This window comes from Hymenobacter sedentarius (assembly GCF_001507645.1).
In the GTDB taxonomy this organism is placed as follows: Bacteria; Bacteroidota; Bacteroidia; order Cytophagales; family Hymenobacteraceae; genus Hymenobacter; species Hymenobacter sedentarius.
Window position 1 is genome coordinate 193,507 of sequence record NZ_CP013909.1, and the last position, 24,773, is coordinate 218,279.

Sequence of the window (24,773 nt, forward strand, 5' to 3'; positions counted from 1 at the left end):
AGTTAATTTTCGATGCGCAGGTAGCTCGCCTTCAGCTCGTTCATGGCGCGGTGCACGCGCACCTTCACGGCGCCTTCGGTGGTGTTCAGCACCCGGGCTATTTCACCGTACTTCATTTCCTGAAACCGGCTCAAGACCAGGATTTCGCGGTCTTCGGGGCGCAGCCGGCCCAGTGCCTGGTGCAGCAGGGCCACGTCCTGGGCCTGCTCCAGGCTGGCATCGGCTGCGGCGCCGCCAGCCAAGTGCTCGGCCATGCTGTCGATGTCGGTGTGGTGGGCATCGTGGCGGTTTTTCTTGATGAAGTCGGCCAGCACGTTGCGGGCCAGGTGGTACATCCAGGTGCGAAACTCGCCGTCGCCGGTGAAGGTGTGGCGGTATTTGAGCATGCGGTAGAAGACATTCTGCACTAGGTCTTCGCTGGCATCGGCGCGGCCCAGCATGTGGTAAAGAAAGCCGAACAGCTGGCGGTGGTAGCGCTCAAAGAGCAGGCCCATCCGGTCCAGGTCGCCGCCTTTCACCCGCAGCATCAATGCATTATCCGATAGCGAGTCCAACCTGATGCGCTGAAGTAGTGAGGGGATTTGCTTGTGGACACCGGGCCCAATCGGGAAGGTTACAGAAAATTCACATCTTTTTTTATGCCGGCTGATTCAGCCCCGCGCACCAAGCGGCTACGTGCAGGGCCTGAGCGACTTTCGACCCAGCAAAGTGCTGAGCTTAATCCAATTATTTCAATAATTATTCTTAACTTCTGTAACCTAACCCGGAGCAGTAGCCGTAAAGAACCCACGCTAAAAGCAGACTCGCTTGGCATCTAATACATTAAGTGCATTCTCACCTCTAACTCGCGACCTATGAAACTCTCCAGAATTTTGCTCGCATCCGTAGTTGCCACTGGCGTAAGCAGCGCGGCCCTCGCCCAAACCACCACTAGCGGCTCTACCTCGGGTACCACCAGCGGCACAACATCGGGCACTACCACTAGTGGTATGGGCAGCACCTCTGGCACTACCACGAGCGGGACCACGAGTGGCACTACAATGGGGACCACCTCGGGCACTACCAGCGGTAGCACCACGATGGGTACCACCAGCGGCAGCACTACGATGGGCACTACCAGCGGAACCACCAGCGGTACTACCTCGGGGGCCACTACCAGCGGCAACATGGGCACGACCTCGGGCACTACTACCAGCGGCACGACGAGTGGCACTACCAGCGGCGAAATGAGCGGCAGCACCACGTCGATGAGCAACCGGCCCATGAAGGCCAAAGCCAAGGCCACGCCCAAGAAGACCAAGATGAAGGCCCACCCCCGGAAGTAAACTTTTGAAGGGCAATGCCGTAAGGTTTCAAACCGGCTGTTTCCACGGAAGCAGCCGGTTTTGGCTTTTGTATTTACTCCCAAGCCCATGAAACCGCACTTTTTGCTGGCCGGCCTGCTCCTGGCAGCCACAGCACAAGCCCAGACCGTTCCCTTCGACCCGTCGGCGCCGGTGCGCGGCGGCCGCCAAAGCCAAACCACCGTGCCGCCCGTCAATCCGGCTCTCAACCAGAGCACCATTCAGGGGCCGCCCGAAATGCAGCGCACCCCCACCAGCACCGACGCCCAGCCCAGCCGCCTGCTGCCGGAGCGCGGCTTCTCGACGGCGGGCACTCCCGAAGAGTCGCCCACGGCCGTGCCCGACGTGCGGGAGCAGCCCGTAATTAAGGACAGCCGCTCCCGGCAATCGACGGACGTGGTGCCGCGCCGCTCGCGCCGGAGCTCCAGCAGCAACGTAATCCCGCGCTAAGCCGCAGCCCTTTTAGTACCGAAAAAAGCCCAGCCCAATTAATTGGGCTGGGCTTTTGCACTTCGGGCGATGCGGCGCGGTGGCGCGGCGGGCTATTTCTTCTTGCTTTTTTCGGCGTGGGCCAGCAGCTCGGCACCGTGCCGGCGCAGCAAGTCCGCGAGCTCGGTCAGCGGCTTTTTCAGCTCCTCGTCAACATTCGCGCTTACCTGGCCAGTCTGGTCCCCGAGCATGCTCAGGGAGTGGCCGATGGCCGTGGCACTCAGGGCCCCGCTGGTGAGCAAAGACTGCAGGTTGCCGATTTCGCGGGCAATGTCCTGCAGACCGGGCTCGCCGCTTTGCAAAAATTTCTGCTGCCAGGTTTCGGTGTTGTCCATGGCCGAGCCCAAGGGCAGGCTGGTCAGGCCGTTGCGGAGGGCGCTAACAGTAGCGTGAAGGTGGTCGAGAGACATTCGCTAAGGGGTGGTAAAAGGGTGGAATTGGAAAGTGGAGCGCTGGCTCAATCCAGCAAATGGAACGGAAAAAACTTAAGAACCCGATGCGCCAGGGGCGGCCTCTTTTTTGGCGCGCCTGGCTTTGGGCGAGGCGTTGGGGTCGGGCGGCAGGGTGAGCGGCGGGCTGGGCACGTTGGGCGCCGGGGCGCTCAGCCCCAGCTCGCGCAGAATGGCCACCGCGCGCAGGGCGCTGGCTTCCTTGTTTTTGATTTCCAGCATCAGGTCCATGTCGAGCCCGTGAAGGTTGGTAAGGAATTCGCGAAACAGGTCGTCGACCAGGTCGTCGGTGTGCTTGCCTTTGCGCTCGCCCAGGGCCTGCGAGCTGTAGTCCATCATGGGCACGCCGTCGCGGGTGGGGTGCCAGGTAGCAGCGGCCAGCCGCAGGGCTTCGTCCATGGGCTCGCCGTGGTTGAGGCACTCGTGGTGGAAGTTGTCGAAGAGAATGGGCACGCCGGTGAGCTCGTGCAGGTGCAGGCAGTCGCGCAACGGAAACAGCCGGTCGTCGTTTTCCACCACCACGCGCGCTTTCACGGCCGCGGGCAGGGTGGCATGCACCGCCGCAAACCGGCTGATGGCCAGCTCCCGCTCGCCGTATAGCCCCCCCACATGAATCTGGAGTTTGGCGGTGCCGTCCAGGCCCATCAAATCCAGCATGGAGCCCTGGTACACCAGCTCCTGGATGCTGCGCTGCACAATGTCGGGGCTGGGCGAATTCAGCACCACAAACTGGTCGGGGTGAAAACTCACCCGCAGGTTGTTGGCCTTGATGTAATCGCCGATTTCCCGGAACTCGGCCGCAAAGTGGGTCTGCCAGGGAAAGGTGTTTATTTCGTGCGAGCCAAACGGCACAATGCCCGAGCCCATCCGGAAAAAGAGCAGGCCCTGGGCCACGTTCCACTCCAGCATGCGGCGCAGGCAAATCAGGTTAGCCGTCACGGCCGCAATGAGCCGCTCCTCCGAGTACGAGGCCAGCCGAAAGGTATTGGCGGCGCTGCAGTCCATCGCCTCGTTCACGCAGGGATACCCAATTTTCATACTGTGGGCTTACGCGAAGCGTTGGAAGTGGGTTCAGTTTATCGGACTAGGAGCTCGGCAGTGGGGAAAGCCCAAGCCGGGTGGAACCTCACCCCCGGCCCCTCTCCCGCGGAGAGGGGAGCCTGCCGGGAACCAGTCAACAGAAAGCCCCGGCTCAAGTGAGCCGGGGCTTTCTGTTTTCAGGAATTAATCTAGTACTTGTGCCGTGGCTCCCCTCTCCGCGGGAGAGGGGCCGGGGGTGAGGTTACCCGGACCAAGCTTCGCCCTACGGCTCATACCCCCGATTGTCCCGAAATACCTTGTTGTAGTCGGCCCGGGCCTTGCGGGCCTTTTCGGCTTTTTGCGCGGCTTCAATCTCCTCCATCTTGCGGCGCTGCTTGCCTTCGCGCGAAAACTGCTCGTAAATCAGGCTGACGGGGCTGGCAATGGTGGGCACCGGGGCTTTGGGCGCGGTGGAGTCGACGGCGAACAGGGGCTTGGGCTTCGGGGGGCGCTTGGCGCCGCTCGCCACGGGCGGCGCGGGGCGCTTCATGTTGCGTAGCGCCCGGTTGATAATGGCGCGGTCGGGCCGGTCGCCGGTTACCTGCACTTCGCCGAGGCGCACGCTGTCGCGCACCAGCTGGATACGCACCACCAGCTGCGAGAGCCCGGTGCCGCCCAGCGGCAGCAGCTGGACTTTATAACCCAGGGCCCGAAACAAGATGGTGTCGGTGGGCAGGGCATCCACGGCAAAGTCGCCGGTGGCGTTGGTGACAACGCCGCGGCGCGTGCGCTGTACCTGCACGGTAGTGCCCGGCACGGCCTGGCGCGTGTCGGCCGCGGCCACGCTGCCGCTCACGCGCACTTGCTGGGCTTGCGCCTGGGCGCTGCCGGCCAGCAGCCACAGCGCCGCCAGCCCCCCCAGCCACTGGCTCAGCTTGGGCCAAACGCCACGTACAGAAGGCACTATTTGGATAAACATCAACTTAGTAAACACACGCAACAACAAAGTTGCAACCCATTGAGCCAAAAAAAGCCCACACCGTTGCAGGTGCGGGCTTTTCAGCGACGGTTCGGCCGATTGCATCGACCAACTCGTTAGTTTTTCACCTTGGTGCCGTCGGCGTCCTTGGTTTTGATTTTGCCGTTTTCTTTCACCTTGATTTTGCTGCCGTCTTCGGCTTTCGCCTTCAGCTTGGTAGCGCCCATGGTGCCGGTGCCGGCATCGGTGGTGGTGGTAGAAGACTCGGTGGTGGTGCTCGAGGAGTTCATCGCGCCCGACGACGTGCTGTCCATCGACGACATGCTGGCATTATCGTTCGTGTAGCTGCCGTCGTCGTAGTAGCTCGAGCGGCTCGACTCGTAGGCCTGGTACTGCGTGGGGTCCACGAATATTACCTTGAACTCCTGGTCCTGCTCTTTGTTGGCATCGCGCATGGCAGCGGCCATGCCGGTGGTATCGGTGGTGTACTTGGTGCGCAGGTCGTTGATGCGCTTGTAGCGGTTCACGTACACGGTGCGGATTTTGGTCTTGGTGGCCTCGTCCGTGATTTTCATGTTGGCCGCCATCTTGTCGGCGAGTTGCTGGGCGCGGGCTTCAATTTGGGCTTCCGTCATCGGGCCCGTGGTGGTCGTGGTCGTGGTGGTGGTCGTGGTGCCGTCGGCCGGCACGGTGTTGACTTCGGTGGTCTTCTCCTGCGAGCAGGAAGCCAACGACAGGGCAGCAGCGCCCGCGAGAATCAAGAGGGAATTTTTCATTTCAGGGAAGGTTAAGAACAACCGTAAGTGGTTGGAGGCGCTTTACGGCAATGCCGTGGCGTATGTTGCCAAACCTGAATATTCCCCTGTCAAGTATTCCAGCTCAACTGCCTGTTAGCTACGCCCTCCGCAGCTCAAACAGCGTGATTTCGGGCAGGAAGCCCACCCGCCCCGGATAGCCCAGATAGCCCAACCCGGTGTTGACGTACAGCTTCTGCCGGCCCTGCTCGTAGAGGCCGGCCCACTGCTTGTACACGTACTGCACGGGGCTCCATTTCAGGCCCGGCAGGTTCACGCCAAACTGCATGCCGTGGGTGTGGCCGCTCAGGGTCAGGTCAATGTCGGGGTAATGCAGCACCTGCGCTTCCCAGTGCGAGGGGTCGTGCGAGAGCAGGATTTTGAACGGCGCATCGCCGCTGGCCGCGTGGGCCCGGGGCAGGTTGCCGTGCTTGGGAAAGTTGGCGTGGCTGCTCCAGTTTTGCACGCCCAGGATGGCAATTTTGTCGTCGCCCCGCGTGATGGTGTGGCTGGCATCGTTGATGAGCGTCCAGCCGATTTTCGCGTGGTTTTGCATCAGGCGCTCCAGGTTCTCACGCTTTTGGGCGGCGCTGTCCCACTGCACGTAGTCGCCGTAGTCGTGGTTGCCCAGGCTGGAGAAAATGGGCAGGTCGGATTTGATTTGCTGCAGCGCCGGAATGTGGGGCTCTACTTCCGTGGCGCGGTTGTTCACCAGGTCGCCGGTCATGAGCACGAGGTCGGCGTTTTGCTTATTGATAAGCGCCACCGCCCGCTGCAGCGGCTCGGTTGAGCTAAAACTGCCGGTGTGCAGGTCGGAAATCTGCACCACTTTAAAGCCGTCGAAGGCCGGTGGCAAATTGGGAAAATGCAGCGTCACGCGGCGCACCTGGTAGTCGGTCGCGCCCTTGGCCATGCCCCACAGCAGCGAGAAAAACGGGATGGCGCCCAGGCCCACGGCCAGCTTCGCCAGAAATTCGCTGCGCGGAATGGCCTGCCCTGCCGCCCCGGCTGGCCGCGTAGCCGCGCTCACGGCCCAGCGGCCCAGCCGTGTGAGGTCTTCCAGCAGCAAGGGAATCAGGATAACCAGCTTGGCCGCGAGCAAGAGCACCGGCAAACTCATCAAATAGCTTTTCAGCACCGTATTGCCCATTTGCCGGGTCGAGCCCGCCCAAAAGGCCAGCACCCACACGGCCAGCGTGAGCAGCCAGTAGCCGACGGCCGCCCACCGCCGCCCGCCCACCGACAGGTGCTGCGCCAGCGTGCGCGTGGCCTGATACCCATACCATTCGGCCAGAATAACCAGGCCCAATACCAACCATAACACCAAAGGATTTCGCATAATCTGAACTGAAGCGGGTGGTCCGCCGGGCTTCCTGCCAAAGCGGACTCGCTGTTTAAACGCGCCGAGGCGCCTTTTGCTTTACTTTTAATTTACTTTCCGCCCTCTACCAACCCCGTGCCGCATGGAAACACCTGACAGCCTGACCGAACCCACGGCGCCCGCCCTGCCGGGTACGCCCCCACCCTATGCGGCCCCCGGCGCGCTGGGCATCAAGAGCTGGGCCGAGGAAGACCGGCCCCGCGAAAAGCTGCTGGCCAAAGGCCGCGCCGCCCTGTCCGATGCCGAGCTGCTGGCCATTCTGCTGGGCTCGGGCACCGTGAAGCTCTCGGCAGTAGACGTGGCCAAGCTCATGCTGCAAGGCGTGAACAACGACCTCAACGCCCTGGCCCGCGAAAGCGTGAAGCAGCTCTGCCGCCACCCCGGCATCGGCGAGGCCAAGGCCATTACGGTGGTGGCCGCGCTGGAACTGGGCCGCCGCCGCAAAGAGGCCGATGCCGCCCCGCGCACCACCATCACCTGCTCGCGCGACATCTACCAGCTGATTCGGCCCAATTTGATGGACCTGCCCCACGAAGAGTTCTGGGTGATTCTGCTGAACCGGGCGAACGTGGTGATGCGCAAAACGGCCATCAGCCGCGGCGGAGTGGCTGGCACCGTGGCCGACCCCAAGATGATATTCAAAGAAGCCCTCGAGCAGCTGGCCAGCAGCATTATTCTGGTGCACAACCACCCCAGCGGCAACCGCAACCCCAGCGCCGCCGATATTCAGCTCACCAAAAAGCTCAAGGAAGCCGGCACCTTCCTGGACCTGCCCATCCTCGACCACCTCATCTATTCCGACCAAGGCTACTACAGCTTTGCCGACGAGGGGATGCTGTAAATTGGGCTAAGAACCACGGTTTTGCGGAACAGCACTACTGCAAGCGGTAAGGGCAATGGTTTCCGCTGGACCAGGAATGCGCAGGTGGGAAATGCGAAGCAAATTTCTATGATTTGGCACTGCGTATAGCTGCCAGGAAACGCGCGCAAGTGCCGTTTCTAACTCTGAAAGAGCGTTTTCCTACGCCTGCGCGCTATCCCGGTGGCCAACAGCCCCACGGTTATTATCGCGAAGCACAGGCCCAGGGAAATGAGGTGGTTGACGCGCAGGAGAAAACCGCCCACGGAGAGCAGCGCCCCGACGATATAAAGCACCATGGAAAGCCGAGTAGCGTGCATAGAGTTGATGTTGGGGGGCCGAGGAGACGGTGTAGTGGGTCGAAAGGTACCGGAATTTACAGAAGCAGATGCACCGCAGCAACCTTGCCCAGGGGGCAGGGCAGCTGCGGTGGTATCGGGGCCGAGTACTAGCGCTGAGCTACGCCATCGGCCTTGGCGATGACGTTGAATGTCAGCGTGAAATTGTCGTCGATGGCCTTGTCGCCGATGCTCTCAAAGAACGATTTCGAGCGGTAGCGGATGTCGTACTTGGTGCGGTCGATGGTGGCCGTGCCGCTGGCGGCGGCCACGCCGTTTTTCACTCCTACCTGGGCCGGGAAGGTAAGGGGGTTGGTTTTGCCTTTAATGGTGAGGTTGCCCGTGATGGTGGCGTTGTTCCCGCTGGCGTCGCCCTTCAGCGCCTTTACCTGCGTGATGACGAACGTGGCCGTTGGGTTCTTCTCCACACCAAAGAAGTCGTCGGATTTGAGGTGGCCCACCAGCTTTTCATTCATTCCCCCGCTCAGGTCCTCGTCCTTGAGGGAAGCCATGTCGACCACGAACGTGCCGCCCACAATCTGGCTGCCTTTCACCAGCACCTGCCCGCTTTGAAACTGAATGGTGCCGTTGTGCTGGCCGGTCACTTTTTTGGCGAGCCAGCCCAACGTGCTTAGCTGCGGCTGCAGTACGTAAGGCTCGGGCGTGGGCTTGCGGGCTACCGTAGCGGAGGGCGCCGCGCCGGGCGCGGCATGTGTGGGAGCCGCGAGCACGGCAGTGGCGAGCAGCAGGGGCAAGAAGAGTTTTTGCATGGGTGAAAAAAGGGAGAGTAAATGGTTAGGCGACAAGTTAAGAGGAAGTTGCCACCTGACAACATTCGGAGCCAGCGCGGCGTGCCGCGGCTGCTCTCAGCGCCCCCTGCCACGGCGCCCCCCGGTCGGCGCCTGGGCCGCCGCGGCACCCATTGGGCCGACCCAGTGCAGCCGCGGCCGACCGGCTTACGGCTCCTGTTCATTATCTCCCCGGCACCCGCTACTGCCGAAATCTCTGCGCAAGGGCTCCGTTTCCGCAAGCCTAAGGGCTCTGCGGGTTTACCGCAAATGCCTGCGCATTTATACCATTTTGCTACAGAATAATACGTATTTCTTGCCTGGAGGCACTTTAAGCTCAGTCAAAGCTGAGCCGTTGCCGTTTAAAAAAGGCCGCTGGCACCCCCACCCCTCGGCACTTCGCCCTACACCCACCGTGCTATGAAGCCCACCCCCATTTCCCAACGACCTGTGCTCCAAGCCGACCCCAAAATCGTGGCCAAGGTCCGGCGCGACGACAACAACGCGGCCCCCAACTTCTTCGGTACCCTGCGCGGCGAGCAGGACCAGGAGTACCTGCTTCCGACTGCGGAGCTGCGGCAAACGTCCTGGCCGCAGGAGTTCGGCCGCCCCGGGCTCAGGTAGCCACCTCCCGCCCGCTCGGGGGCGCCGGGCTCTTCGCCTCCCGCATCTTTTCCGCCGTCCGCTGCTGGCCCCGCTAACGCGGGCCCGGGGCTCTTTTTTGTCTGCATGAACCCCTCCACCTTGGCGCGGCGCCCGGGCCCACAAGGTTTATGCCCTGCCTTAGTCAAGCACCCAGGGGCCGCCGCTGGCCGAAGCCTGCCAGAGCGGGCCGGGCAGCGGCACAACGAAGCCACGGCCAACGCCCAGGCCAACACCGCCGTGGAGTGCAGCACCAGCGCCAGGCGGTGCGCCCACCGGGTAGATGAAGCGCCCGCTTTCGGCGCCAGGTACGCCACCGAAAAACCGGCTTGGCCCAATTATTCCGCTCATTTCTGTTCCTATTGTCTTTACTTATGCCCACCCGCAACCACCTGCCCAAAGGTCGTCTGCTGCTCATCGGCGGCCACGAACAGCGCCAGGTACCCAACCCGGACGAAGCGCCCGAGGAGGCCCCCGATTTTATTCTCCAGCGCTTCGTCGACGAGCTGGCCGCCAAAAACACCGTCGTGGTGATTCCCACGGCGTCCGAAGAGCCCGCGGCCGCGGCCGAGGACTACGTTGAGCTCTTCGCCACCCTCGGCGTGAAGCACGTGCAAGTGCTCGACGTCCAGACCCGCGAGCAAGCCAACAGCCCCGCGGCCCTGGCCCTGCTCGACCGGGCCAACGGCGTCATGTTCACCGGCGGCGACCAGCTCCGGCTCACGGCCTTGTTGGGCGGCACGCAGTTTCTGCAGCGCCTGCGCGAGCGCTACCACAAGGAACACTTCGTCATTGCCGGCACCAGCGCCGGGGCCGCGGCCATGTCCACGGCCATGATTTACCAGGGCCGCAACGACGCGGGGTTCCGCAAAGACGAAATTCACTTATCGGCCGGCCTGCAGCTGCTGCCCGACGTGGCCATCGACACTCACTTCGTCACGCGCGGCCGCATCGTGCGCATGGCACAGATTATTGCCGGCAACCCCGGCTGCCTGGGCATCGGACTCGAAGAAGACACCGCCGTGCTCGTGACCGACGGCCGCGAGCTGGAGGTGCTCGGCAACGGCGTTGTGGTGCTCGTCGACGGCCTCGACTGCACCGGCAACACCCTGCCGCAGGTTAAGCCCGGCGAGGTCTTCTCCATCCGCGACCTGAAGGTCCACTTGCTTTCACGCGGCGAGCGCTACTCCCTGCCGCAGTACCAGCACGCTGCTGCACTGGCCCACTAGCTTCCGTCCGCTCGGCCCTCTTTTCGCTCTGCCCTATTCTATCGCTCATGACCGAACTGGCCGCCGAAATCCACCGCGCCATCCAGGCGTACTGTGCCCAGGCCCGGGCGCTGCCGCTCACGGCCACGGATTTTTATGACTGGCTGGCAGCCCTCCCCCCGGACCGGCGGGCCGAGGTGAAGGCGCAGGGAATGCGGGCCAGCAAAGCCGAGCCCGAATTCCTCAGCTTTTGCCTCGAATGGCGCGGCTACACCCTCTGGAATTTCATGGCCGGGCACCTATCCCTGGAGGCGTTCGACCATTGGGTTGCGTCGGGCCAAAGCGCAGGGAAGTTGCCCCGCCGACAACCAGCTGCCTCCGGAAACACCACGCCCCACCCGCGGGCCTGAGCCTAGCCGCTTCCGCATCGGCTTTCTAAAGGCCGAACGCCCTTATAACCCTTACTAAACGGTTCGCGAGTTGCCCGTTTTTTTAATTACCACCCATTTTTCAAACCAAAACCCACCCCATGAAAAAGACCACCACCCTCCTCGGCCTGTTTGCCCTCACCGCAACCCTAGCCGTGAACACCCCGGCCCGGGCTCAATCTGCCGACGCCACCACCAACACCACCAAAACCACCACCACGCGCGATAACGACGACGAGGACCACAGCAAGTGGGGCCTGCTCGGCCTGCTTGGTCTGTTGGGCTTGCTCGGCCGTCGGAAAACCACCGAGGTGCACCGCACCGCCGCCGCAGTGCCCAATCATAACCGCTAGCCGGCCGAGCACCGCGCCGCAGCCCGCTTGGCAGGAGGCAGCGCAAAACCCCGCAAGCCGTGAGCAGGCGCCAGCCCAGGCTGTCGTTCGCTCACGGCTTTTTGTTGACTCTTAGGTTCTTAACACCTACTTCGCTGTTGCACAAGCAGCCCCTGCATGAACCCACGCCCCACCCCACCGACCCCTGCCCCCGCTATGGCCCGCATTGTCGAGCGCAACATCGCGGAGCTCCTCAAGCGGCGGCAGGCCGAAGAAGCCCGCCGCACCTGGCAGGAGCGCCTGGCCGATGCCGTTACCACCTTTGCGGACAGCCTGGCGTTTGTGTTCATTCACCTGGCGTTGTTCGGCGGCTGGCTAATCTGGAATGCCGGCTGGCTTGGGCTGAAACCCTTCGACCCCAGCTTCGTGGTGCTGGCCATGTTTGCCTCGGTCGAGGCCATCTTTCTCTCGACGTTCGTGCTCATCAGCCAAAACCGCATGTCGGCCCAGGCCGACAAACGCGCCGAGCTCAACCTGCAGGTGAGCCTGCTGGGCGAGCACGAAATCACGCGCCTCGTCGCGCTGGTGGCAGAAATGGCCAAAAAGCTCGGCATCGCAGAAGGCCACGACCCGGAGCTAGCGGAGCTCGCGCAAGACGTGAAGCCCGAGCAGGTGCTCGACACCATCGAACACCACGAGCAGCGTAGTTCTCCGGCTTCGCCAACGGCATAGCCCAGCAGCTCCTGCAAGCCAAAGCGACTTGAGTTGGAAACAAGCGACCCTAAAATTTTACCTACGAAGAAATTCGTAAACCGTGGTGGCCCGGTGGATTCCCTCACTTACATTTGGTTACGAATCTTTTCGTACTAACTACGTGTAGTCGCATAAGGCAGGAAGCCGCGCCCGAGCCAGTAGATGCCCGGTATCCGCAGCCTCAGCAGCCGCACCTGAATATTGACTATGCGGCGTTCGTTCGGGAGTTGAAGCAAGACGAATTGCTGGCCGCCGATGCTACAAGCTTCCGATTTGAGCTGACCACGGATGGTACGGTGGTGGATGGCCCAGCCCGAAGCCAAAGCCGGTCACTGAATAAACCCTCACCTTTTCTTTTCTGCTGATGAACTGCTCGATACTTTCCCCACTCGGGCGCGGCCTGGCACTGCTCTGGCTGGCCGCTGCGCCGGGCTGGGCCCAGGCCCAAACGCCCGCCGCCGTGCGCGGCACCGTGGCTACCCCGACGGGGTCGCCCGTGGAATTTGCCACCCTCACGCTGCACCGGGCGGCCGATTCGGTAGTGGTCAAAACCGAGTTCAGCGATGTAAAAGGAGCGTTTCAGTTCGACGCCGTGCCCCTGGGGCGCTATCTCTTATCAGCAGCTCAGGTGGGGTTTGTGCGCTACTGGGCGGGGCCGCTGGAGGTGCCGGCTGGTGGGCTCACGCTGCCAGCTTTCGCCTTGCAAACCAGTGAGGGCACCAAGCTCAAGGAAGTGGTGGTAGTGGGCCAGAAGCCGCTGTTTGAGCGCGAAGCCGACCGCACGGTGGTGAACGTGGAAGGCTCGACGCTGGCCGCCGGCAACACTACGCTGGACGTGCTGGCCCGCGCCCCGGGCGTATCCGTGACTAACGACAACCTGGCCCTGCGCGGCAAGCAGGGGCTGCTGGTGATGATAGACGGCAAGCGCCAGCCCATGTCGGGCTCAGAGCTGGCCGACTACCTGCGCGCCCTGCCCGCCGAGCAGGTGCGCAGTATTGAGTTGATTACCAACCCACCGGCCAAGTACGACGCCCAAGGCGGCGCCGGCATCATCGCCATCAACCTCAAAAAAGACCAGCGCCAGGGCACCAACGGCACCGCCAACCTGGGCTACGGCCGCGGGGTGCACGGCCGCTTCACCACGGGCCTGAACGCCAACTACCGCCATCAAAAGGTAAACCTGTTTGGCAGCTACAATTACTCGGACCGGCGCACGTACTCCAACCTCACCATCCACCGCGACTTCTTCGAACAAGCCCAACCCACCGGCACCACCGACCAGGTGAGCTACAACCGGCTGCAAAACCAGGCCCATAACTTTCGAGGGGGCCTCGACTATGCCCTGAGCGAGCGCACGGTGCTGGGCGCGGCCGTGAGCGGGCTGCGGCGCACGGGCAACAACGTGGGCACCAACGCCACCCAGGTATACGGCCCCGACGGAGCACTGCGCACGGCTTCCCATTCTGAGTCGTTCCGCACCGTGACCACGCCCAACTTTACCAGCAACGTCAACTTCCGGCACACCTTTCCGGCCGATTCAGGTGGCAGCCGCGAACTGTCGGGCGATGTGAATTACGCCACGTACCACACCCGCCGGCAGCAGGGCCTGGCCACGGTGCTCGACGGCCCGGCGCTCGCCCCTAACATCCTGGTGGGCGACCAGACCGGCCTGCTCACCATCCAGTCGGCCAAGGCCGACTACCTGTGGCCCCTCACCCACCAGCGCCGGCTGGAAATGGGCGCCAAGGCCAGCCACGTGGCTTCCGACAACGACGTGCTGTTTAACCGCACCGCGAACGGCCAAACCAGCGTCGACCTCACCCAAACCAACCGGTTTCGGTACGACGAACGGATTCAAGCCGCCTACGCAACCTTTGCCCAAACCTGGCCCAAAACCAAGCTGCAGCTGGGCTTGCGGGCCGAGCAAACCCTGGCCACTGGCCGGCAGGACGTGGGCAACGAGGGCTTCGACCGCCGCTACGCCCAGCTCTTTCCGAGCGGCAGCCTCACGCGCACGCTTTCCGACCGGCACACGCTGGCCTTCTCGCTCAGCCGCCGCATCGACCGGCCCAGCTACGGCCAGCTCAACCCCTTCCGCATTTACCTCGACGCCACCACCTACGGCTCGGGCAATACCGACCTGGTGCCGCAAACCAGCTACAACCTGGAACTGACGCACACCTTCCGCCAGAAATTCAGTTCCGGCTTGAGCTACAGCAACACCCGCCACCCCATCATCGAGGTAGTGCAGCCCGAGTCGGCCACCAGCCGGCTCATCGTGTCCCGGCCCGTGAACCTGGCCACGCAGCACTACTTCGCCCTGACCCTGACGGCGCCGCTGGAGCCGGTGAAAGGCTGGACCGTGTACAACAACGCCGTGCTGTACTACTCGCAGTTTGTAGGTGACCTGGCCGGCACAGCCCTCAATCGGGGCCGGCTCGCCTTCAACCTGAGCAGCACCAGCACCGTGGCCCTGCCCCGCGCTTGGACCCTGGACGTAAACGCCACCTACCAGTCGCGCGAGCAGTACGGCTTCATCAACGCCCGCCCCTTGGGCCAGCTCACGCTGGGCGCCCAAAAAAGCCTGTGGGACCGCAAAGCCACCCTCAAGTTCAACGTAACCGATGTGCTCTACACCAACATCGAAGGCGGTACCTCGGCCTACAACAACTACGTCGAGCGGTTCCGGCAGCCCGGCGATTCGCGAGTGGCCACGCTCACGCTCACCTACCGCTTCGGCAACGACAAGCTGGCCCCCGCCCGCCGGCGCGCCGACGGCGCCGAGGACGAAAAACGCCGCGCTGGGGGCTGATAACCCGCAAGGCATGGGACAAATTTTTAAGAAGCGGATAAAGTGGTGCGGACCGCCTTCCCTTACAGCCTACTACCCTGCTGTGTCGGTCATTACGGTGACACAGCCAGCTTTTCCCACTTCTTAATAGTGGATTCGTAAAAATTCCGGCTGTTTCCCTGAAGTCAATTGACCCCCGTGTTCCGGTAGTTTCAGAAGCGGCAGTCCTTACTTGGTGCGCAACACCACCACGCCCATGGCGGGCACCGTGACCTTAGTGGCTGCCGCCCGCGTGAAGGCGTCCTGGTATTGGTGCCCAGCGAGCAGTGCGTGGGTGAACGCAGCCGGCTTGCTGCCGCGGTTGAGGACCACCAGCACGTCTTCTTTGCCCAGCGTGCGGCGGAAGGCGTACAGCTGCCGGGCATCGTCGGTGGCTACCGTGGTGAAGGTGCCCCGCTGGATGGCCGCAGAGCGCCGGCGCAAGGCAATAAACTTCTGGTACCACGCAAACAAGTCCTTGTTGAACTGCACCGCGTCGGGGGCGTGGGTGGTTTGGTCGGGGTTGGCCGTTTCGGGCTCGTATTGCTTGTCGGCCCACACCATGGGCTTGCGGCAATCGGGGTCGTTGGGGCCCCACGTACCGGCTTCGTCGCCGTAGAAAATCATCGGCGAGCCCAGGTACAGCATCTGGAAGGCGGCAATCAGCTTTTGCTTTTGCAGCTGGGCCGCGGTGGGCTTGCGGGCATTGTAGGTCTTGTTGTTGCTCTTCTGGCTCCAGTTGAAGTAGGGTCCCCAGTCGCCCATTTTTTTGCCGTCGGGGTTGGCCACCGCGCTGCCGATGCGGGTAGCGTCGTGGCTGTCTACCAGGTTTTGCATGTTCAGGGCCACGCCCGGGCCAAAGGCTTCGCGCAGCTGCTTGAGGCGGGCGTCGAAGGCCGTGACGGTGGCGGCGGTGGCGTCCTGCACGAAAAAGTCGTGCACGGCGAAGGCGAAGTTGTAGTTCATGGTAGCGTCGAACTCGTCGCCGCTCAGGTAGGGCTTGGTTTTCTCTATTGGGAACACCAGCTCGGCCGTCATGTAGGCCTGGGGGTTGATGCTGCGCACATGCTGGCGCCAGCTTTTCCAGAACGGGTGCCCCACGTCGTAGGCCACGTCCAGGCGCCAGCCGTCGATGCCGTGGGCTGCGCCTTTGTTCATGGGGTTCATCCAGCGCCGGGTGGCGTTGAAAATATATTGCTTGGGCCCGGCCACAATGCCAGTTTCGTCTTCTTTTAGCTCGGGCAGGGTCTTCACCCCAAACCAACCGTTGTACTCAAAGGCGGTGCCTTTGGCGGCATCGCGCCAGCTCTTCACCATAAACCAGTCGGCGTAGGGCGAGGCTTGTTGGTTTTTCACGACGTCCTGAAAGGCAAAGCTTTTTGCCCCCAGGTGGTTGAACACGCCGTCGAAGATGAGGTGCATTTTGCGCTTATGCACTTCCTCGATGAGCTTGAGCACCAGCAAATCGGCCTTGGTCCACACCCAGGTTTCGGCCTTGAGCGGGTTTTCGGTGACCATGAGCTTCTTATCGCCTTCCGGGTCGGGCCCAAACGTGGGGTCGACGTGGTGGTAGCACAGGGCATCGTACTTGTGCGAGGAAGGCGACCAAAACACCGGCGTGAGGTACAGCGCATTCACGCCCAATGACTGCAGGTAGTCGAGCTTATTGAGGATGCCCTGCAAGTCGCCCCCGTAGCGGCGGCGCTGAATGTTGTAATAGATGTCTTTGCCGTTTTTCTGCTCGTAGGGCTGCAGCTTGTACCAGTCGCTGCCCCAAGGATGAATCTGGAACGCCGAGGAGTCGTCAAACGGATAGGCGCCGTTCTGGTCGGTCACCTTCGGGTCGTTGCGCGGGTCGCCGTTGCTGAAACGCTCCGGAAATATTTGGTACCAGACCACTCCTTTGCTCCAATCCGGGGTGAAATCGGCTTGCGCCCGGCCCGGCAGGACCGAGGCCAGTAGCAACAGCACAGCCAGCAGCGCAGTGGAGAAAGGATTCTTCATGGGTTGAGGGTCTGATAGCCGGGGAAAAGCAGCGCCTGTGGGGACGCAAACCTACGCGCAGAAGGATTGATTGGCTAACCTGCGAGCGACGCGCACCAGTGCTCCAGCGGCAGATTACGGCGCCGGTGCAGCAGAAGCAACAGCGTGGGAAGGGGTGAGCAAAACTCTTTACACTGGCCCTTTCAGCAAAGGAGCGAGTTTGCTTAGCGCAACTTGAGCCCATAAATCCACGCGGCACAGCAGCCATTGATATTCCGAAATACAGGGCTTTGTAACGCGATATCGCCGACTTATATATTTGCATATGCTATGAATATGCTGGGAAACAGCGGTCTTGCATCCTGCTGCCAACATTATCCATTAAGCAATACCTGAGCCTCTTACACGGGCTGCGCAACCACCGGTCATTAGTAAAACACAAACAACAAACCCCCAATTTCTTTCAACATGGCAGCTTTGAGAAGCCTGGTTTTATTTGCTTCGCTAGCAATTATTCCGTTCAATAAAGGCTTCGCGCAAGAGGCGAATAAAGGCAGCGGGCAGGAGGCAGAAAAGAAAGCACCCCCGGTGCGTTTGTTGGTCGGCGGCGCCTTGGAGCTGGGTGGCGACCGGGTAGCCGAAGTGTATTTTACCAACGGAAATACCCAATCGGTAAACGCCGGGCAGGGCATTTCCATCGCCGTAGGCGGGGAGTTTCAGGTTCCGAAAGTGGAGAAGCTGCGCTTGCGCGGAACCGTGGGCTACAAGTACGTGACCACCGCAGCCGATAACGCCCATATCCGTTTGACCCGGGTGCCCATCCTGTTAACGGCCAACTGGATGTTTACCGATAAGCTCCGTGTGGGGGCCGGCCTGGCCATGCACCGCGGCATTCAATTCAATACCGATGGACTTGGGGAAGACGTCTCCTTCCAAAGCGCCAGTGGGCCGACGTTCGAAATAGCATACCGGGGCGTCGGCCTCATGTACACGGCGATGTCGTACACCGACCAGTATCGCAAAACGTATTCGGCAAATGCGATAGGCATCACGTTCAGCGCAACCATACCCCGTCACTGAGGGTGGAGCCCGCAGTCAACGGCCTTTCATTCAGCTTGGGTTTAGAATTCCACGGAGGAGATAAATCGTTACTTTTAGGCTGCGTCCAGGGCTTTGGTCAGCACGGCGCGGGCCGCGCGGCCTGCACCGTGCCCACGGCCGCCTCGCCGACCGTGAGCAGCTGCCGCAGCTGGGCTTCCGTTAGCCCAACGTGGGGTTTGACTGTAACCCACGTTTTGCCATAGAGGTAGCGTTTGGCATACTCAAACCACACATCGAGCTTGGTGTGCATCAGGTTATTTACGCGGCGCTCGGTGGCGTGGAAAGTAGTTGCGGGAGCTTGTTGAGCCGCGGCCGGAACAATGCCGGCAAGCGCGGTAAAGAGCAGAAAGAATAGTCGCATGAGGCGAACAAGGTAGGAACTCACCTGTAATTGAGCCCGGACCAACGCTCTGTTTGCAGGCCTTGAGTTACCTTTTCGAAAACACCATCAACATGATTAAAAAAATTGGGCTGGCCGCCGCCATCATCGGCATTATTCTCTATTCATTAAATGCCACCAAACCCGACGCCAGTGCTTACTCCGCCAAACTGAATAAATCCCGCAGCGAAAAAAACCGCTCCTTTCGGCAGTCGGATAGCTCTCCCCTATCCGCCGAACAAAAGGCCCAATTTGACAGCCTGAAGTATTATCCAGCTCAATTAGCATTTGTAATTCCTGCTACTATTTCGCTCAATACAAACCCTGATACCACGCTCATTCAAATGAGCGACAACCGCGCGGAGAAATATTTAAATTGGGGAATCGCGAAATTTCAAATAGATAATAAGCCCCAGCAATTAGGCATTTATTTAAAAGCGACGGGCAAAGATTCCACGCTATTTATTCCATTCACGGACCCCACAAACGGCCACGAAACCTACGGCGGCGGCCGTTACCTCGACGCAGCCAAGCCCAAGTTAGACGCCACGGAAATTGAGCTGGATTTCAACCAGGCGTACAACCCGTACTGCGCTTATAATAACGAGTACAGCTGCCCCGTGCCACCGGCGGCAAATCGGCTCCAGGTGGCTATTCCGGCTGGGGAAAAATCGTTTCACGAGTGAGCGCAGCGGGGAACCTCACCCCCCAGCCCCTCTCCCGCGGAGAGTGCAGCCACGGCGGCGCGCACGTAGCGCGGACTTTTAGTCCGCGCGTGTTCCGTGTAGAGTTTAGCACTTCGCGGACTAAAAGTCCGCGCTACAATCGTCAGGCTCCCCTTTCCGCCGGAGGGGGGTTGAGAGTGAGATTTCCGGAGTGAAATGCTCCAGTTCCCGCTTCATTTTCAGCTGGCTTGCCTCGGTTTGTACCTTTGTCGGCCTGCCCCAATGCTGGGCACCCGACAACCGACAACCGACACTCCTCATGCGCATTTCTTTCGACTGGCTTAAGACCCTCATTCCTACCGACAAACCTGCCACCGAAATCGGCGCCCTGCTCACCGGCTCGGGCTTGGAAGTGGAGAGCCTGGAAGAGCTGGAAAGCATTCCCGGCGGCTTGCGCGGCGTGGTGCTGGGCACCGTGCTCACCTGCGACGCCCACCCCGATGCCGACAAGCTCAGCCTGACCACCGTGGACGTGGGCGACGCCGAGCCGCGCCAGATAGTGTGCGGCGCCCCCAACGTGGCCGCTGGCCAGCGCGTGGTGGTGGCCCTGGAAGGCGCTACGCTGTACCCCGCACAGGGCGAGCCGTTCAAAATCAAGAAAAGCAAAATCCGCGGCGCGGCCTCCGAAGGCATGATTTGCGCCGAGGACGAAATTGGGCTGGGCACCTCGCACGCTGGCATCATGGTGCTGGAAACCGAGCTGCCCAACGGCACGCCCGCCGCCGATTACTTCGGCCTGGGCTCCGATACCGTGTTTGAAATCGGCCTCACGCCCAACCGTGCCGATGCGGCTTCGCACTACGGCGTGGCCCGCGAGCTGCGCGCCCTGCTGCGCCAGCCCTGCCACCTGCCCGATACCAGCGCCTTCCAGGCGTCGGCCTCGGCCGCGGCCAACATCGGCGTGACGATTGAGGACGCCACCGCCTGCCCGCGCTACGCCGGCTTGCTGCTCGAAAACGTGCAGGTGGGCCCCTCGCCCGAGTGGCTACAGCGCCGCCTGCGCAGCATCGGCCTCTCCCCTATCAACAACGTGGTGGACGTGACCAACTTCGTGCTGCACGAGTTGGGCCAGCCCCTGCACGCCTTCGACGCCGACCAGATTACGGGCAGCCAGATTCGGGTGAAGCGCGCCGAAGCCGGCGAGAAATTCGTGACGCTCGACGGCGTGGAGCGCAGCCTCAAAGCCGATGACCTGGTGATTGCCGATGCCCACGGTGCGCCCATGGCCCTGGCCGGCGTGTTCGGCGGCAAGACCTCGGGTGTGAGCGACGCCACTACCCGCGTGTTCCTGGAAAGCGCCTACTTCGGCCCCGCCGCCGTGCGCCGCACCTCCCAAACGCACCAATTGAAGACCGATGCCTCGTTCCGCTTCGAGCGCGGCACCGACCCCAACATGGTACCCGTGGCGCTGCAGCGCGCGGCCTTGCTGCTGCAGGAAGTAGCAGGCGCCACGGTGGCTGCGCCGGTGGTAGACGAGTACTCCGCGCCGGTGCAGCCGGCCACGGTGCGCCTGCGCCTGCCGCGCGTGGAGCGGCTGGTGGGCCAGCACATTGCTCCCGAGCGCATCCGTCAGATTCTCACCGACCTGGACATTGTGATTACCGACGAAAACCGGGACGAGGGCGACCAGGCCACCTGGCTGCTGTCGGTGCCGCCGCACAAGGTGGACGTGACGCGCGAGGCCGACATCATCGAGGAGATTTTGCGGATTTACGGCTACAACAACGTGGCGCTGCGGCCCAATAACTCGGCGTCGTACCTGGCTAAATTCCCGAACCCCGACCCGGAAGTGACGCGCCTCAAAATTGCCACCTTGCTAAGTGGGCAAGGCTTTTCGGAGATTCTGACCAATTCGCTCACCAACTCGCAGTACTTCGACAAAGAAGGCGAAGCGGACGAGTCGCTGGTGCGCATTCTCAACTACAACAGCGTGGATTTGAATGCCATGCGGCCCACGCTGCTGCACTCGGGGCTGGAAATCATTCGGCACAACATTAACCGCCGCCAGCGGGATTTGAAGCTGTACGAATTCGGCAAAATCTACCAGCAAACCGCCGAAGGCAAGTACCATGAGAAGACCAAGCTGGTGATTTACCTGACCGGCAACGCCACCGCCGAAACCTGGCAGCACAAGTCGGAGAAAGCCACCTTCCACGACCTGGCCGGGGCGGTGCAGCAGGTGCTGGCGGCCCTGGGCTTTGGCGGGGCGGCCTCGCAGCCAGTGCAGCACCCCTACCTGGCCGGCGGCCTCACGCTGCTGGTGCACAACCAGCCCGTGGCCCAACTCGGCGCCGTGGCCGCCTCGGTGCTCAAGCGCCTCGACGTGACGCAGCCCGTGTGGTATGCTGAGCTGGACTGGGATGCCCTGAGCAAGAAGTACAAGCCCACGCTGGTGGCCCGCGAGCTGCCCAAGTTCCCGGAGGTACGCCGCGACCTGAGCCTGGTGGTGGACGCCAGCGTGACCTTCGACCAGCTGCGCCAGATTGCGCAGCGCACCGAGAAGAAGCTGCTGCAAAGCGTGAACGTGTTCGATGTGTACGCCGGCGAAAACCTGGGCGCGGGCAAGAAGTCTTATTCGGTGAGCTTCACCCTGCAGGACTTCACCCAGACCCTGAGCGAGCAGGCCATCGACCAGGTAATGCAGCGCCTGATTGGGCAATTTGAAAAGCAAGCCGGCGCGCTGATTCGCAAATAACCACAACCGGCGAGCAGGCCGCTGCCTGGAAATCAAGGAACGTTATGCCCGGCATGGCGTTCCTTTTTTATGCCTTGCTCTATACAATTGCATTGCTCATCGATTTATTACTCCGGTTTATAGGCGAAGTACTATCTTTCAGGCAGCAAGCATTGAGCTGTGCTTTAAGTATTTTTTATTTCCCTCCCCTTACTCCTGTTTCTCGCAAAATGAATCTTCGTTTATTGTCTACGTTGGGCCTGGCCCTGGTAACCACTGTTGGCTCGGCGCAGCAAAAGCCCGCGGCGAAAGCCAGCAAAGCGCCGGCTACCAAATCAGCATCGGCTGCCTCACCCGGCGGTACCAAACTGATTGAGAAAGTGACCAAGCAGCCCGGCCAACTCGTGATTCCCTACGAGAAGTACGTGCTGCCCAACGGCCTGACGCTCATTGTAGCCGAAGACCATTCCGACCCCTTGGTACACGTGGACGTGACGTATCACGTAGGTTCGGCCCGCGAGCAGATTGGCAAGTCGGGCTTTGCTCACTTCTTCGAGCACATGATGTTCCAGGGTTCCGACCACGTGGGCGACCAGATGCACTTCAAGCTGGTGACTGCCGCCGGGGGTACCCTGAACGGCTCTACCAACCAGGACCGCACCAACTACTACGAAACCCTGCCGAGCAACCAGCTCGAAACCGGCCTGTGGCTGGAAGCCGACCGCATGGGCTTCCTGCTCGACGCCGTGAGCCAGAAGAAGTTTGAAATCCAGCGCTCGACCGTGAAAAACGAGCGGGGCCAGAACTACGACAACCGCCCGTACGGCCTCGCCAGCGAGTACGTGAACAAGACGCTGTACCCCTACGGCCACCCCTATTCCTGGATGACCATCGGCTACCTCGAAGACCTGGACCGCTCCAACGTAGAGGACCTGAAAAACTTCTTCCTGCGCTGGTACGGCCCCAACAACGCCACCCTGACCGTAGGCGGCGACGTGCAGCCCGCTCAAGTGGTGAAGCTGGTAGAAAAGTACTTCGGCTCCATCAAGCGCGGCCCGGCCGTGGCCAAGGCCAAACTGCCCGCCCCCGTGCTGGCTACCGACCGCTACGTGAGCTACACCGACAACGTGCGCTTCCCGATGCTGCAGATGGTGTTCCCGACCGTGCCCCACGGCCACGCCGACGAAATGGCCCTGGATGCTCTGTCCGAAATTTTGGGCGGCGGCAAGACCTCGCTGCTCTACAAAAACCTGGTGAAAAACCAGAAGGCCGTGCAAGCCAGCGCCAACCAGCAGAATTCGGAGCTGGCCGGCCAGCTGGCCATCGTGGCCCTGCCCTTCCCCGGCAAAGGCCTCGACAGCCTCGAAGCCATTGTGCGCAAAACCCTAACCGAGTTTGAAAAGCGCGGCGTAACCGACGAGGACCTGCAGCGCTTCAAGGCCCAGGCCGAAGCACAAAGCGTGAACCGCCTGGCCAGCGTAAGCGGCAAAGTGAGCCAGCTCGCTGCCAACCAGACCTACTTTAACAACCCGAACTACATCACGGTAGAAGCCAAGCAGCTCAAGGCCCTGACCAAGGCCGACGTGCAGCGCGCCTACGACAAGTACCTCAAAGGCAAGCACGCCGTTATCCTGAGCGTATTGCCCAAAACCGGTGGTGTAGCCGCGGCCAAGCCCGACAACTTCACCATCGACAAAGCGGGCTACCAGGCGCCGAAAGACGAGTACGCCGGCCTGAAGTACGTGAAGGCCACCGACACCTTTGACCGCAGCAAGCAGCCGGCCTCCGGCGCCAACCCGGTTATCAAGGTACCGGCCTTGTATCGCGAAGAGTTTGCCAACGGTCTGAAGGTGATTGGCACCCGCAACTCCGAGATTCCCTCCGTGACCATGCTGCTCACCATCCGCGGCGGCCGCCGGCTGGAGCAGGCCAACCCCGCCAAAGCCGGCCTGGCCAGCCTCACGGCAGCCATGCTAAACGAGGGTTCGAAGAAGTACACCAGCGAGCAATTTTCGGCCGAGCTGGATAAGTTGGGCAGCAACGTATCGGTGCAGTCGGGCGACGACCGGGTGACAGTATACGTGCAAAGCCTGACCAAGAACCTGCCGGCCACGCTGGCCCTGCTCAACGAGCGGTTGCTGCGTCCCCGCTTCGACCAGGCCGACTTTGACCGCGTGAAAAAGCAGACCCTGGAGCTGATTGCCAACCAGAATACCCAACCCGTGGTGATTGCCAATAAAACCTACGACCGGTTGCTGTTTGGCACCACCGACGTAATGGGCATCTCCCCGAGCGGCACCACCGCCAGCGTAAGCGGCCTCACCCTCGACGACGTGAAGCAGTTTTACCAAACCGGCGGCGCACCCAACACGAGCTACCTGACCATTGTGGGCGACGTAGACCCCAAGGAAGTGACCGCAAAGCTGGACTTCCTGAAGGCCTGGCCCCGCCAGAACATCACGCTGCCCGCGGCCATGCCCGTGACCCAGCCTGATAAGACGCGCATCTACTTCGTGAACAAGGACGGTGCCGCCCAATCGGAAATCCGCGTGGGCTACCTGGCCCTGCCCTACGATGCCACCGGCGACTATTACCGCGCTTACCTCTCCAACTACCTGCTGGGCGGCGCCTTCAACTCGCGCATCAACCTGAACCTGCGCGAGAACAAAGGCTACACCTACGGCGCCCGCTCGGGTTTTGCCGGCACCAGCTACGTGGGCCCGTTCACGGCCTCGGCCGGCGTGCGCGCCGATGCCACGGCCGCTTCGGTGAAGGAGTTCATGAGCGAAATCAAGAACTACCCGAACGGCATCTCCGACGAGGAGCTGCGCTTTGTGCAAACCTCGGTGGGCCAGAGCGACGCCCTGAAGTACGAGACCGGCGGGCAGAAAGCGGCCTTCCTGAGCCGCATCGTGGAGTACAACCTGCCCACCTCGTTTGTGGATGAGCAGAGCCAGATTCTGAAGAAGCTAACCAAGGAAGACGTGCAGGCCTCGGCCAAGAAGTACCTGCCCGCCGACCACATGTACATCGTGGTGGTAGGCGACCGCGCCAAGGCTTTCCCCGGCCTGGGCGAGCTGGGCTACGAAGTAGTGGAGCTGGACCTGGACGGCAAGCCCCTAGTGGCAGCTGCTGCCATGCCCGCCGCCGCTCCCGCCCAGATGGCCATGCCGACTGACGAGAAAATCAAGACCAAAACCGAAGACGGTGGCAAAATGAAGGTCAAGACGAAGAAAGGCTAGTCGGCGAACCGGTTAACCTGATGTTTGGAAGCAAGT

General features: G+C 61.6%; 22 protein-coding genes. 13 read left to right on the plus strand and 9 right to left on the minus strand.

The window, feature by feature from the left end; genetic code table 11:
• Positions 1-2: 2 nt before the first annotated feature.
• Positions 3-527, minus strand: coding sequence for an RNA polymerase sigma factor (locus AUC43_RS00855; RefSeq protein ID WP_068198010.1), 525 nt, complete (start codon positions 525-527; stop codon positions 3-5).
• A 327-nt stretch (positions 528-854) separates the two neighbouring features.
• Between AUC43_RS00855 and AUC43_RS20285 the strand changes: the two genes are divergently transcribed.
• Both AUC43_RS20285 and AUC43_RS00865 read left to right on the plus strand, forming a co-directional pair.
• Complete coding sequence (locus tag AUC43_RS20285) at positions 855-1,325, plus strand: hypothetical protein (protein WP_199243489.1); 471 nt, start codon at positions 855-857, stop codon at positions 1,323-1,325.
• Positions 1,326-1,412: 87 nt separating this feature from the next.
• A complete protein-coding gene (locus AUC43_RS00865) occupies positions 1,413-1,793 on the plus strand; it encodes a hypothetical protein (RefSeq protein WP_157780864.1) in 381 nt (126 codons plus the stop codon).
• 92 nt (positions 1,794-1,885) lie between these two features.
• Here AUC43_RS00865 and AUC43_RS00870 read toward each other — a convergent pair whose 3' ends face one another.
• The 5 genes from AUC43_RS00870 to AUC43_RS00890 all read right to left on the minus strand — a co-directional run bounded on the left by AUC43_RS00870 (position 1,886) and on the right by AUC43_RS00890 (position 6,413).
• Positions 1,886-2,242 carry a hypothetical protein gene (locus tag AUC43_RS00870; RefSeq protein ID WP_068188582.1) on the minus strand — a complete coding sequence of 119 codons (357 nt, stop codon included), beginning with the start codon at positions 2,240-2,242 and terminating at the stop codon, positions 1,886-1,888.
• A 75-nt stretch (positions 2,243-2,317) separates the two neighbouring features.
• Positions 2,318-3,319 carry a UV DNA damage repair endonuclease UvsE gene (gene uvsE / locus AUC43_RS00875; protein WP_082684821.1) on the minus strand — a complete coding sequence of 334 codons (1,002 nt, stop codon included), beginning with the start codon at positions 3,317-3,319 and terminating at the stop codon, positions 2,318-2,320.
• Positions 3,320-3,584: 265 nt separating this feature from the next.
• Positions 3,585-4,265, minus strand: coding sequence for a carboxypeptidase-like regulatory domain-containing protein (locus AUC43_RS00880; RefSeq protein ID WP_157780865.1), 681 nt, complete (start codon positions 4,263-4,265; stop codon positions 3,585-3,587).
• Between the two features lie 131 nt (positions 4,266-4,396).
• Positions 4,397-5,056, minus strand: coding sequence for a hypothetical protein (locus AUC43_RS00885; protein WP_068188586.1), 660 nt, complete (start codon positions 5,054-5,056; stop codon positions 4,397-4,399).
• Positions 5,057-5,174: 118 nt separating this feature from the next.
• The gene (locus AUC43_RS00890) at positions 5,175-6,413 is read right to left on the minus strand and encodes a metallophosphoesterase (protein ID WP_068188589.1); all 1,239 of its coding nucleotides are present in this window, start codon (positions 6,411-6,413) and stop codon (positions 5,175-5,177) included.
• Positions 6,414-6,537: 124 nt separating this feature from the next.
• Between AUC43_RS00890 and radC the strand changes: the two genes are divergently transcribed.
• The gene (gene radC / locus AUC43_RS00895; RefSeq protein WP_082684823.1) at positions 6,538-7,296 is read left to right on the plus strand and encodes a RadC family protein; all 759 of its coding nucleotides are present in this window, start codon (positions 6,538-6,540) and stop codon (positions 7,294-7,296) included.
• A 466-nt stretch (positions 7,297-7,762) separates the two neighbouring features.
• Here the strand turns inward: radC and AUC43_RS00900 are convergent, their stop codons facing one another.
• Positions 7,763-8,422 (minus strand): YceI family protein, encoded by a 660-nt coding sequence (locus AUC43_RS00900; protein ID WP_068188592.1) that lies wholly within the window; start codon positions 8,420-8,422, stop codon positions 7,763-7,765.
• Between the two features lie 438 nt (positions 8,423-8,860).
• Between AUC43_RS00900 and AUC43_RS20735 the strand changes: the two genes are divergently transcribed.
• From AUC43_RS20735 to AUC43_RS00925, 6 genes are all read left to right on the plus strand, one after another.
• The gene (locus AUC43_RS20735; RefSeq protein WP_157780866.1) at positions 8,861-9,064 is read left to right on the plus strand and encodes a hypothetical protein; all 204 of its coding nucleotides are present in this window, start codon (positions 8,861-8,863) and stop codon (positions 9,062-9,064) included.
• A 392-nt stretch (positions 9,065-9,456) separates the two neighbouring features.
• Positions 9,457-10,311: a cyanophycinase gene (locus tag AUC43_RS00905; RefSeq protein ID WP_068188595.1), complete on the plus strand. Its 855-nt coding sequence runs from the start codon at positions 9,457-9,459 to the stop codon at positions 10,309-10,311.
• 47 nt (positions 10,312-10,358) lie between these two features.
• A complete protein-coding gene (locus AUC43_RS00910; protein WP_068188598.1) occupies positions 10,359-10,700 on the plus strand; it encodes a hypothetical protein in 342 nt (113 codons plus the stop codon).
• A gap of 119 nt (positions 10,701-10,819) precedes the next feature.
• Entirely contained in the window at positions 10,820-11,071 is a 252-nt protein-coding gene (locus AUC43_RS00915) for a WGxxGxxG family protein (RefSeq protein ID WP_068188601.1), read from the plus strand.
• Positions 11,072-11,266: 195 nt separating this feature from the next.
• Entirely contained in the window at positions 11,267-11,782 is a 516-nt protein-coding gene (locus AUC43_RS00920; protein WP_233254073.1) for a DUF1003 domain-containing protein, read from the plus strand.
• 385 nt (positions 11,783-12,167) lie between these two features.
• Positions 12,168-14,615 (plus strand): outer membrane beta-barrel protein, encoded by a 2,448-nt coding sequence (locus tag AUC43_RS00925; RefSeq protein ID WP_068188608.1) that lies wholly within the window; start codon positions 12,168-12,170, stop codon positions 14,613-14,615.
• 207 nt (positions 14,616-14,822) lie between these two features.
• Here AUC43_RS00925 and AUC43_RS00930 read toward each other — a convergent pair whose 3' ends face one another.
• Positions 14,823-16,637, minus strand: coding sequence for a glycoside hydrolase family 13 protein (locus tag AUC43_RS00930; protein ID WP_071885783.1), 1,815 nt, complete (start codon positions 16,635-16,637; stop codon positions 14,823-14,825).
• A 567-nt stretch (positions 16,638-17,204) separates the two neighbouring features.
• On the opposite strand from AUC43_RS00930, the gene AUC43_RS00935 reads away from it, so the two are divergent.
• Positions 17,205-17,696, plus strand: coding sequence for a hypothetical protein (locus tag AUC43_RS00935; protein WP_233254074.1), 492 nt, complete (start codon positions 17,205-17,207; stop codon positions 17,694-17,696).
• Positions 17,697-17,793: 97 nt separating this feature from the next.
• On the opposite strand, the gene AUC43_RS00940 is transcribed toward AUC43_RS00935, so the two are convergent.
• Entirely contained in the window at positions 17,794-18,078 is a 285-nt protein-coding gene (locus tag AUC43_RS00940; RefSeq protein WP_068188612.1) for a hypothetical protein, read from the minus strand.
• A gap of 92 nt (positions 18,079-18,170) precedes the next feature.
• Between AUC43_RS00940 and AUC43_RS00945 the strand changes: the two genes are divergently transcribed.
• The 3 genes from AUC43_RS00945 (at position 18,171) to AUC43_RS00955 (ending at position 24,737) form a co-directional block, all read left to right on the plus strand.
• Positions 18,171-18,782: a DUF1684 domain-containing protein gene (locus tag AUC43_RS00945; protein ID WP_071885998.1), complete on the plus strand. Its 612-nt coding sequence runs from the start codon at positions 18,171-18,173 to the stop codon at positions 18,780-18,782.
• Between the two features lie 298 nt (positions 18,783-19,080).
• Positions 19,081-21,516, plus strand: a complete 2,436-nt coding sequence (pheT, locus tag AUC43_RS00950; protein WP_068188620.1) for a phenylalanine--tRNA ligase subunit beta — start codon at positions 19,081-19,083, stop codon at positions 21,514-21,516.
• 209 nt (positions 21,517-21,725) lie between these two features.
• The gene (locus AUC43_RS00955; protein WP_082684824.1) at positions 21,726-24,737 is read left to right on the plus strand and encodes a M16 family metallopeptidase; all 3,012 of its coding nucleotides are present in this window, start codon (positions 21,726-21,728) and stop codon (positions 24,735-24,737) included.
• Positions 24,738-24,773: the final 36 nt, after the last annotated feature.

Coding starts and splice junctions, on each gene's coding strand:
- AUC43_RS00915 (WP_068188601.1), top strand. CDS start 10,820: ATGAAAAAGACCACCACCCTCCTCGGCCTGTTTGCCCTCACCGCAACC.
- pheT (WP_068188620.1), top strand. CDS start 19,081: ATGCGCATTTCTTTCGACTGGCTTAAGACCCTCATTCCTACCGACAAA.
- uvsE (WP_082684821.1), bottom strand. CDS start 3,319: ATGAAAATTGGGTATCCCTGCGTGAACGAGGCGATGGACTGCAGCGCC.
- AUC43_RS00905 (WP_068188595.1), top strand. CDS start 9,457: ATGCCCACCCGCAACCACCTGCCCAAAGGTCGTCTGCTGCTCATCGGC.
- AUC43_RS00885 (WP_068188586.1), bottom strand. CDS start 5,056: ATGAAAAATTCCCTCTTGATTCTCGCGGGCGCTGCTGCCCTGTCGTTG.
- radC (WP_082684823.1), top strand. CDS start 6,538: ATGGAAACACCTGACAGCCTGACCGAACCCACGGCGCCCGCCCTGCCG.
- AUC43_RS00865 (WP_157780864.1), top strand. CDS start 1,413: ATGAAACCGCACTTTTTGCTGGCCGGCCTGCTCCTGGCAGCCACAGCA.
- AUC43_RS00945 (WP_071885998.1), top strand. CDS start 18,171: ATGATTAAAAAAATTGGGCTGGCCGCCGCCATCATCGGCATTATTCTC.
- AUC43_RS00870 (WP_068188582.1), bottom strand. CDS start 2,242: ATGTCTCTCGACCACCTTCACGCTACTGTTAGCGCCCTCCGCAACGGC.
- AUC43_RS20285 (WP_199243489.1), top strand. CDS start 855: ATGAAACTCTCCAGAATTTTGCTCGCATCCGTAGTTGCCACTGGCGTA.
- AUC43_RS00955 (WP_082684824.1), top strand. CDS start 21,726: ATGAATCTTCGTTTATTGTCTACGTTGGGCCTGGCCCTGGTAACCACT.
- AUC43_RS00940 (WP_068188612.1), bottom strand. CDS start 18,078: ATGCGACTATTCTTTCTGCTCTTTACCGCGCTTGCCGGCATTGTTCCG.
- AUC43_RS00930 (WP_071885783.1), bottom strand. CDS start 16,637: ATGAAGAATCCTTTCTCCACTGCGCTGCTGGCTGTGCTGTTGCTACTG.
- AUC43_RS00910 (WP_068188598.1), top strand. CDS start 10,359: ATGACCGAACTGGCCGCCGAAATCCACCGCGCCATCCAGGCGTACTGT.
- AUC43_RS00925 (WP_068188608.1), top strand. CDS start 12,168: ATGAACTGCTCGATACTTTCCCCACTCGGGCGCGGCCTGGCACTGCTC.
- AUC43_RS00900 (WP_068188592.1), bottom strand. CDS start 8,422: ATGCAAAAACTCTTCTTGCCCCTGCTGCTCGCCACTGCCGTGCTCGCG.
- AUC43_RS00890 (WP_068188589.1), bottom strand. CDS start 6,413: ATGCGAAATCCTTTGGTGTTATGGTTGGTATTGGGCCTGGTTATTCTG.
- AUC43_RS00920 (WP_233254073.1), top strand. CDS start 11,267: ATGGCCCGCATTGTCGAGCGCAACATCGCGGAGCTCCTCAAGCGGCGG.
- AUC43_RS20735 (WP_157780866.1), top strand. CDS start 8,861: ATGAAGCCCACCCCCATTTCCCAACGACCTGTGCTCCAAGCCGACCCC.
- AUC43_RS00855 (WP_068198010.1), bottom strand. CDS start 527: ATGCTGCGGGTGAAAGGCGGCGACCTGGACCGGATGGGCCTGCTCTTT.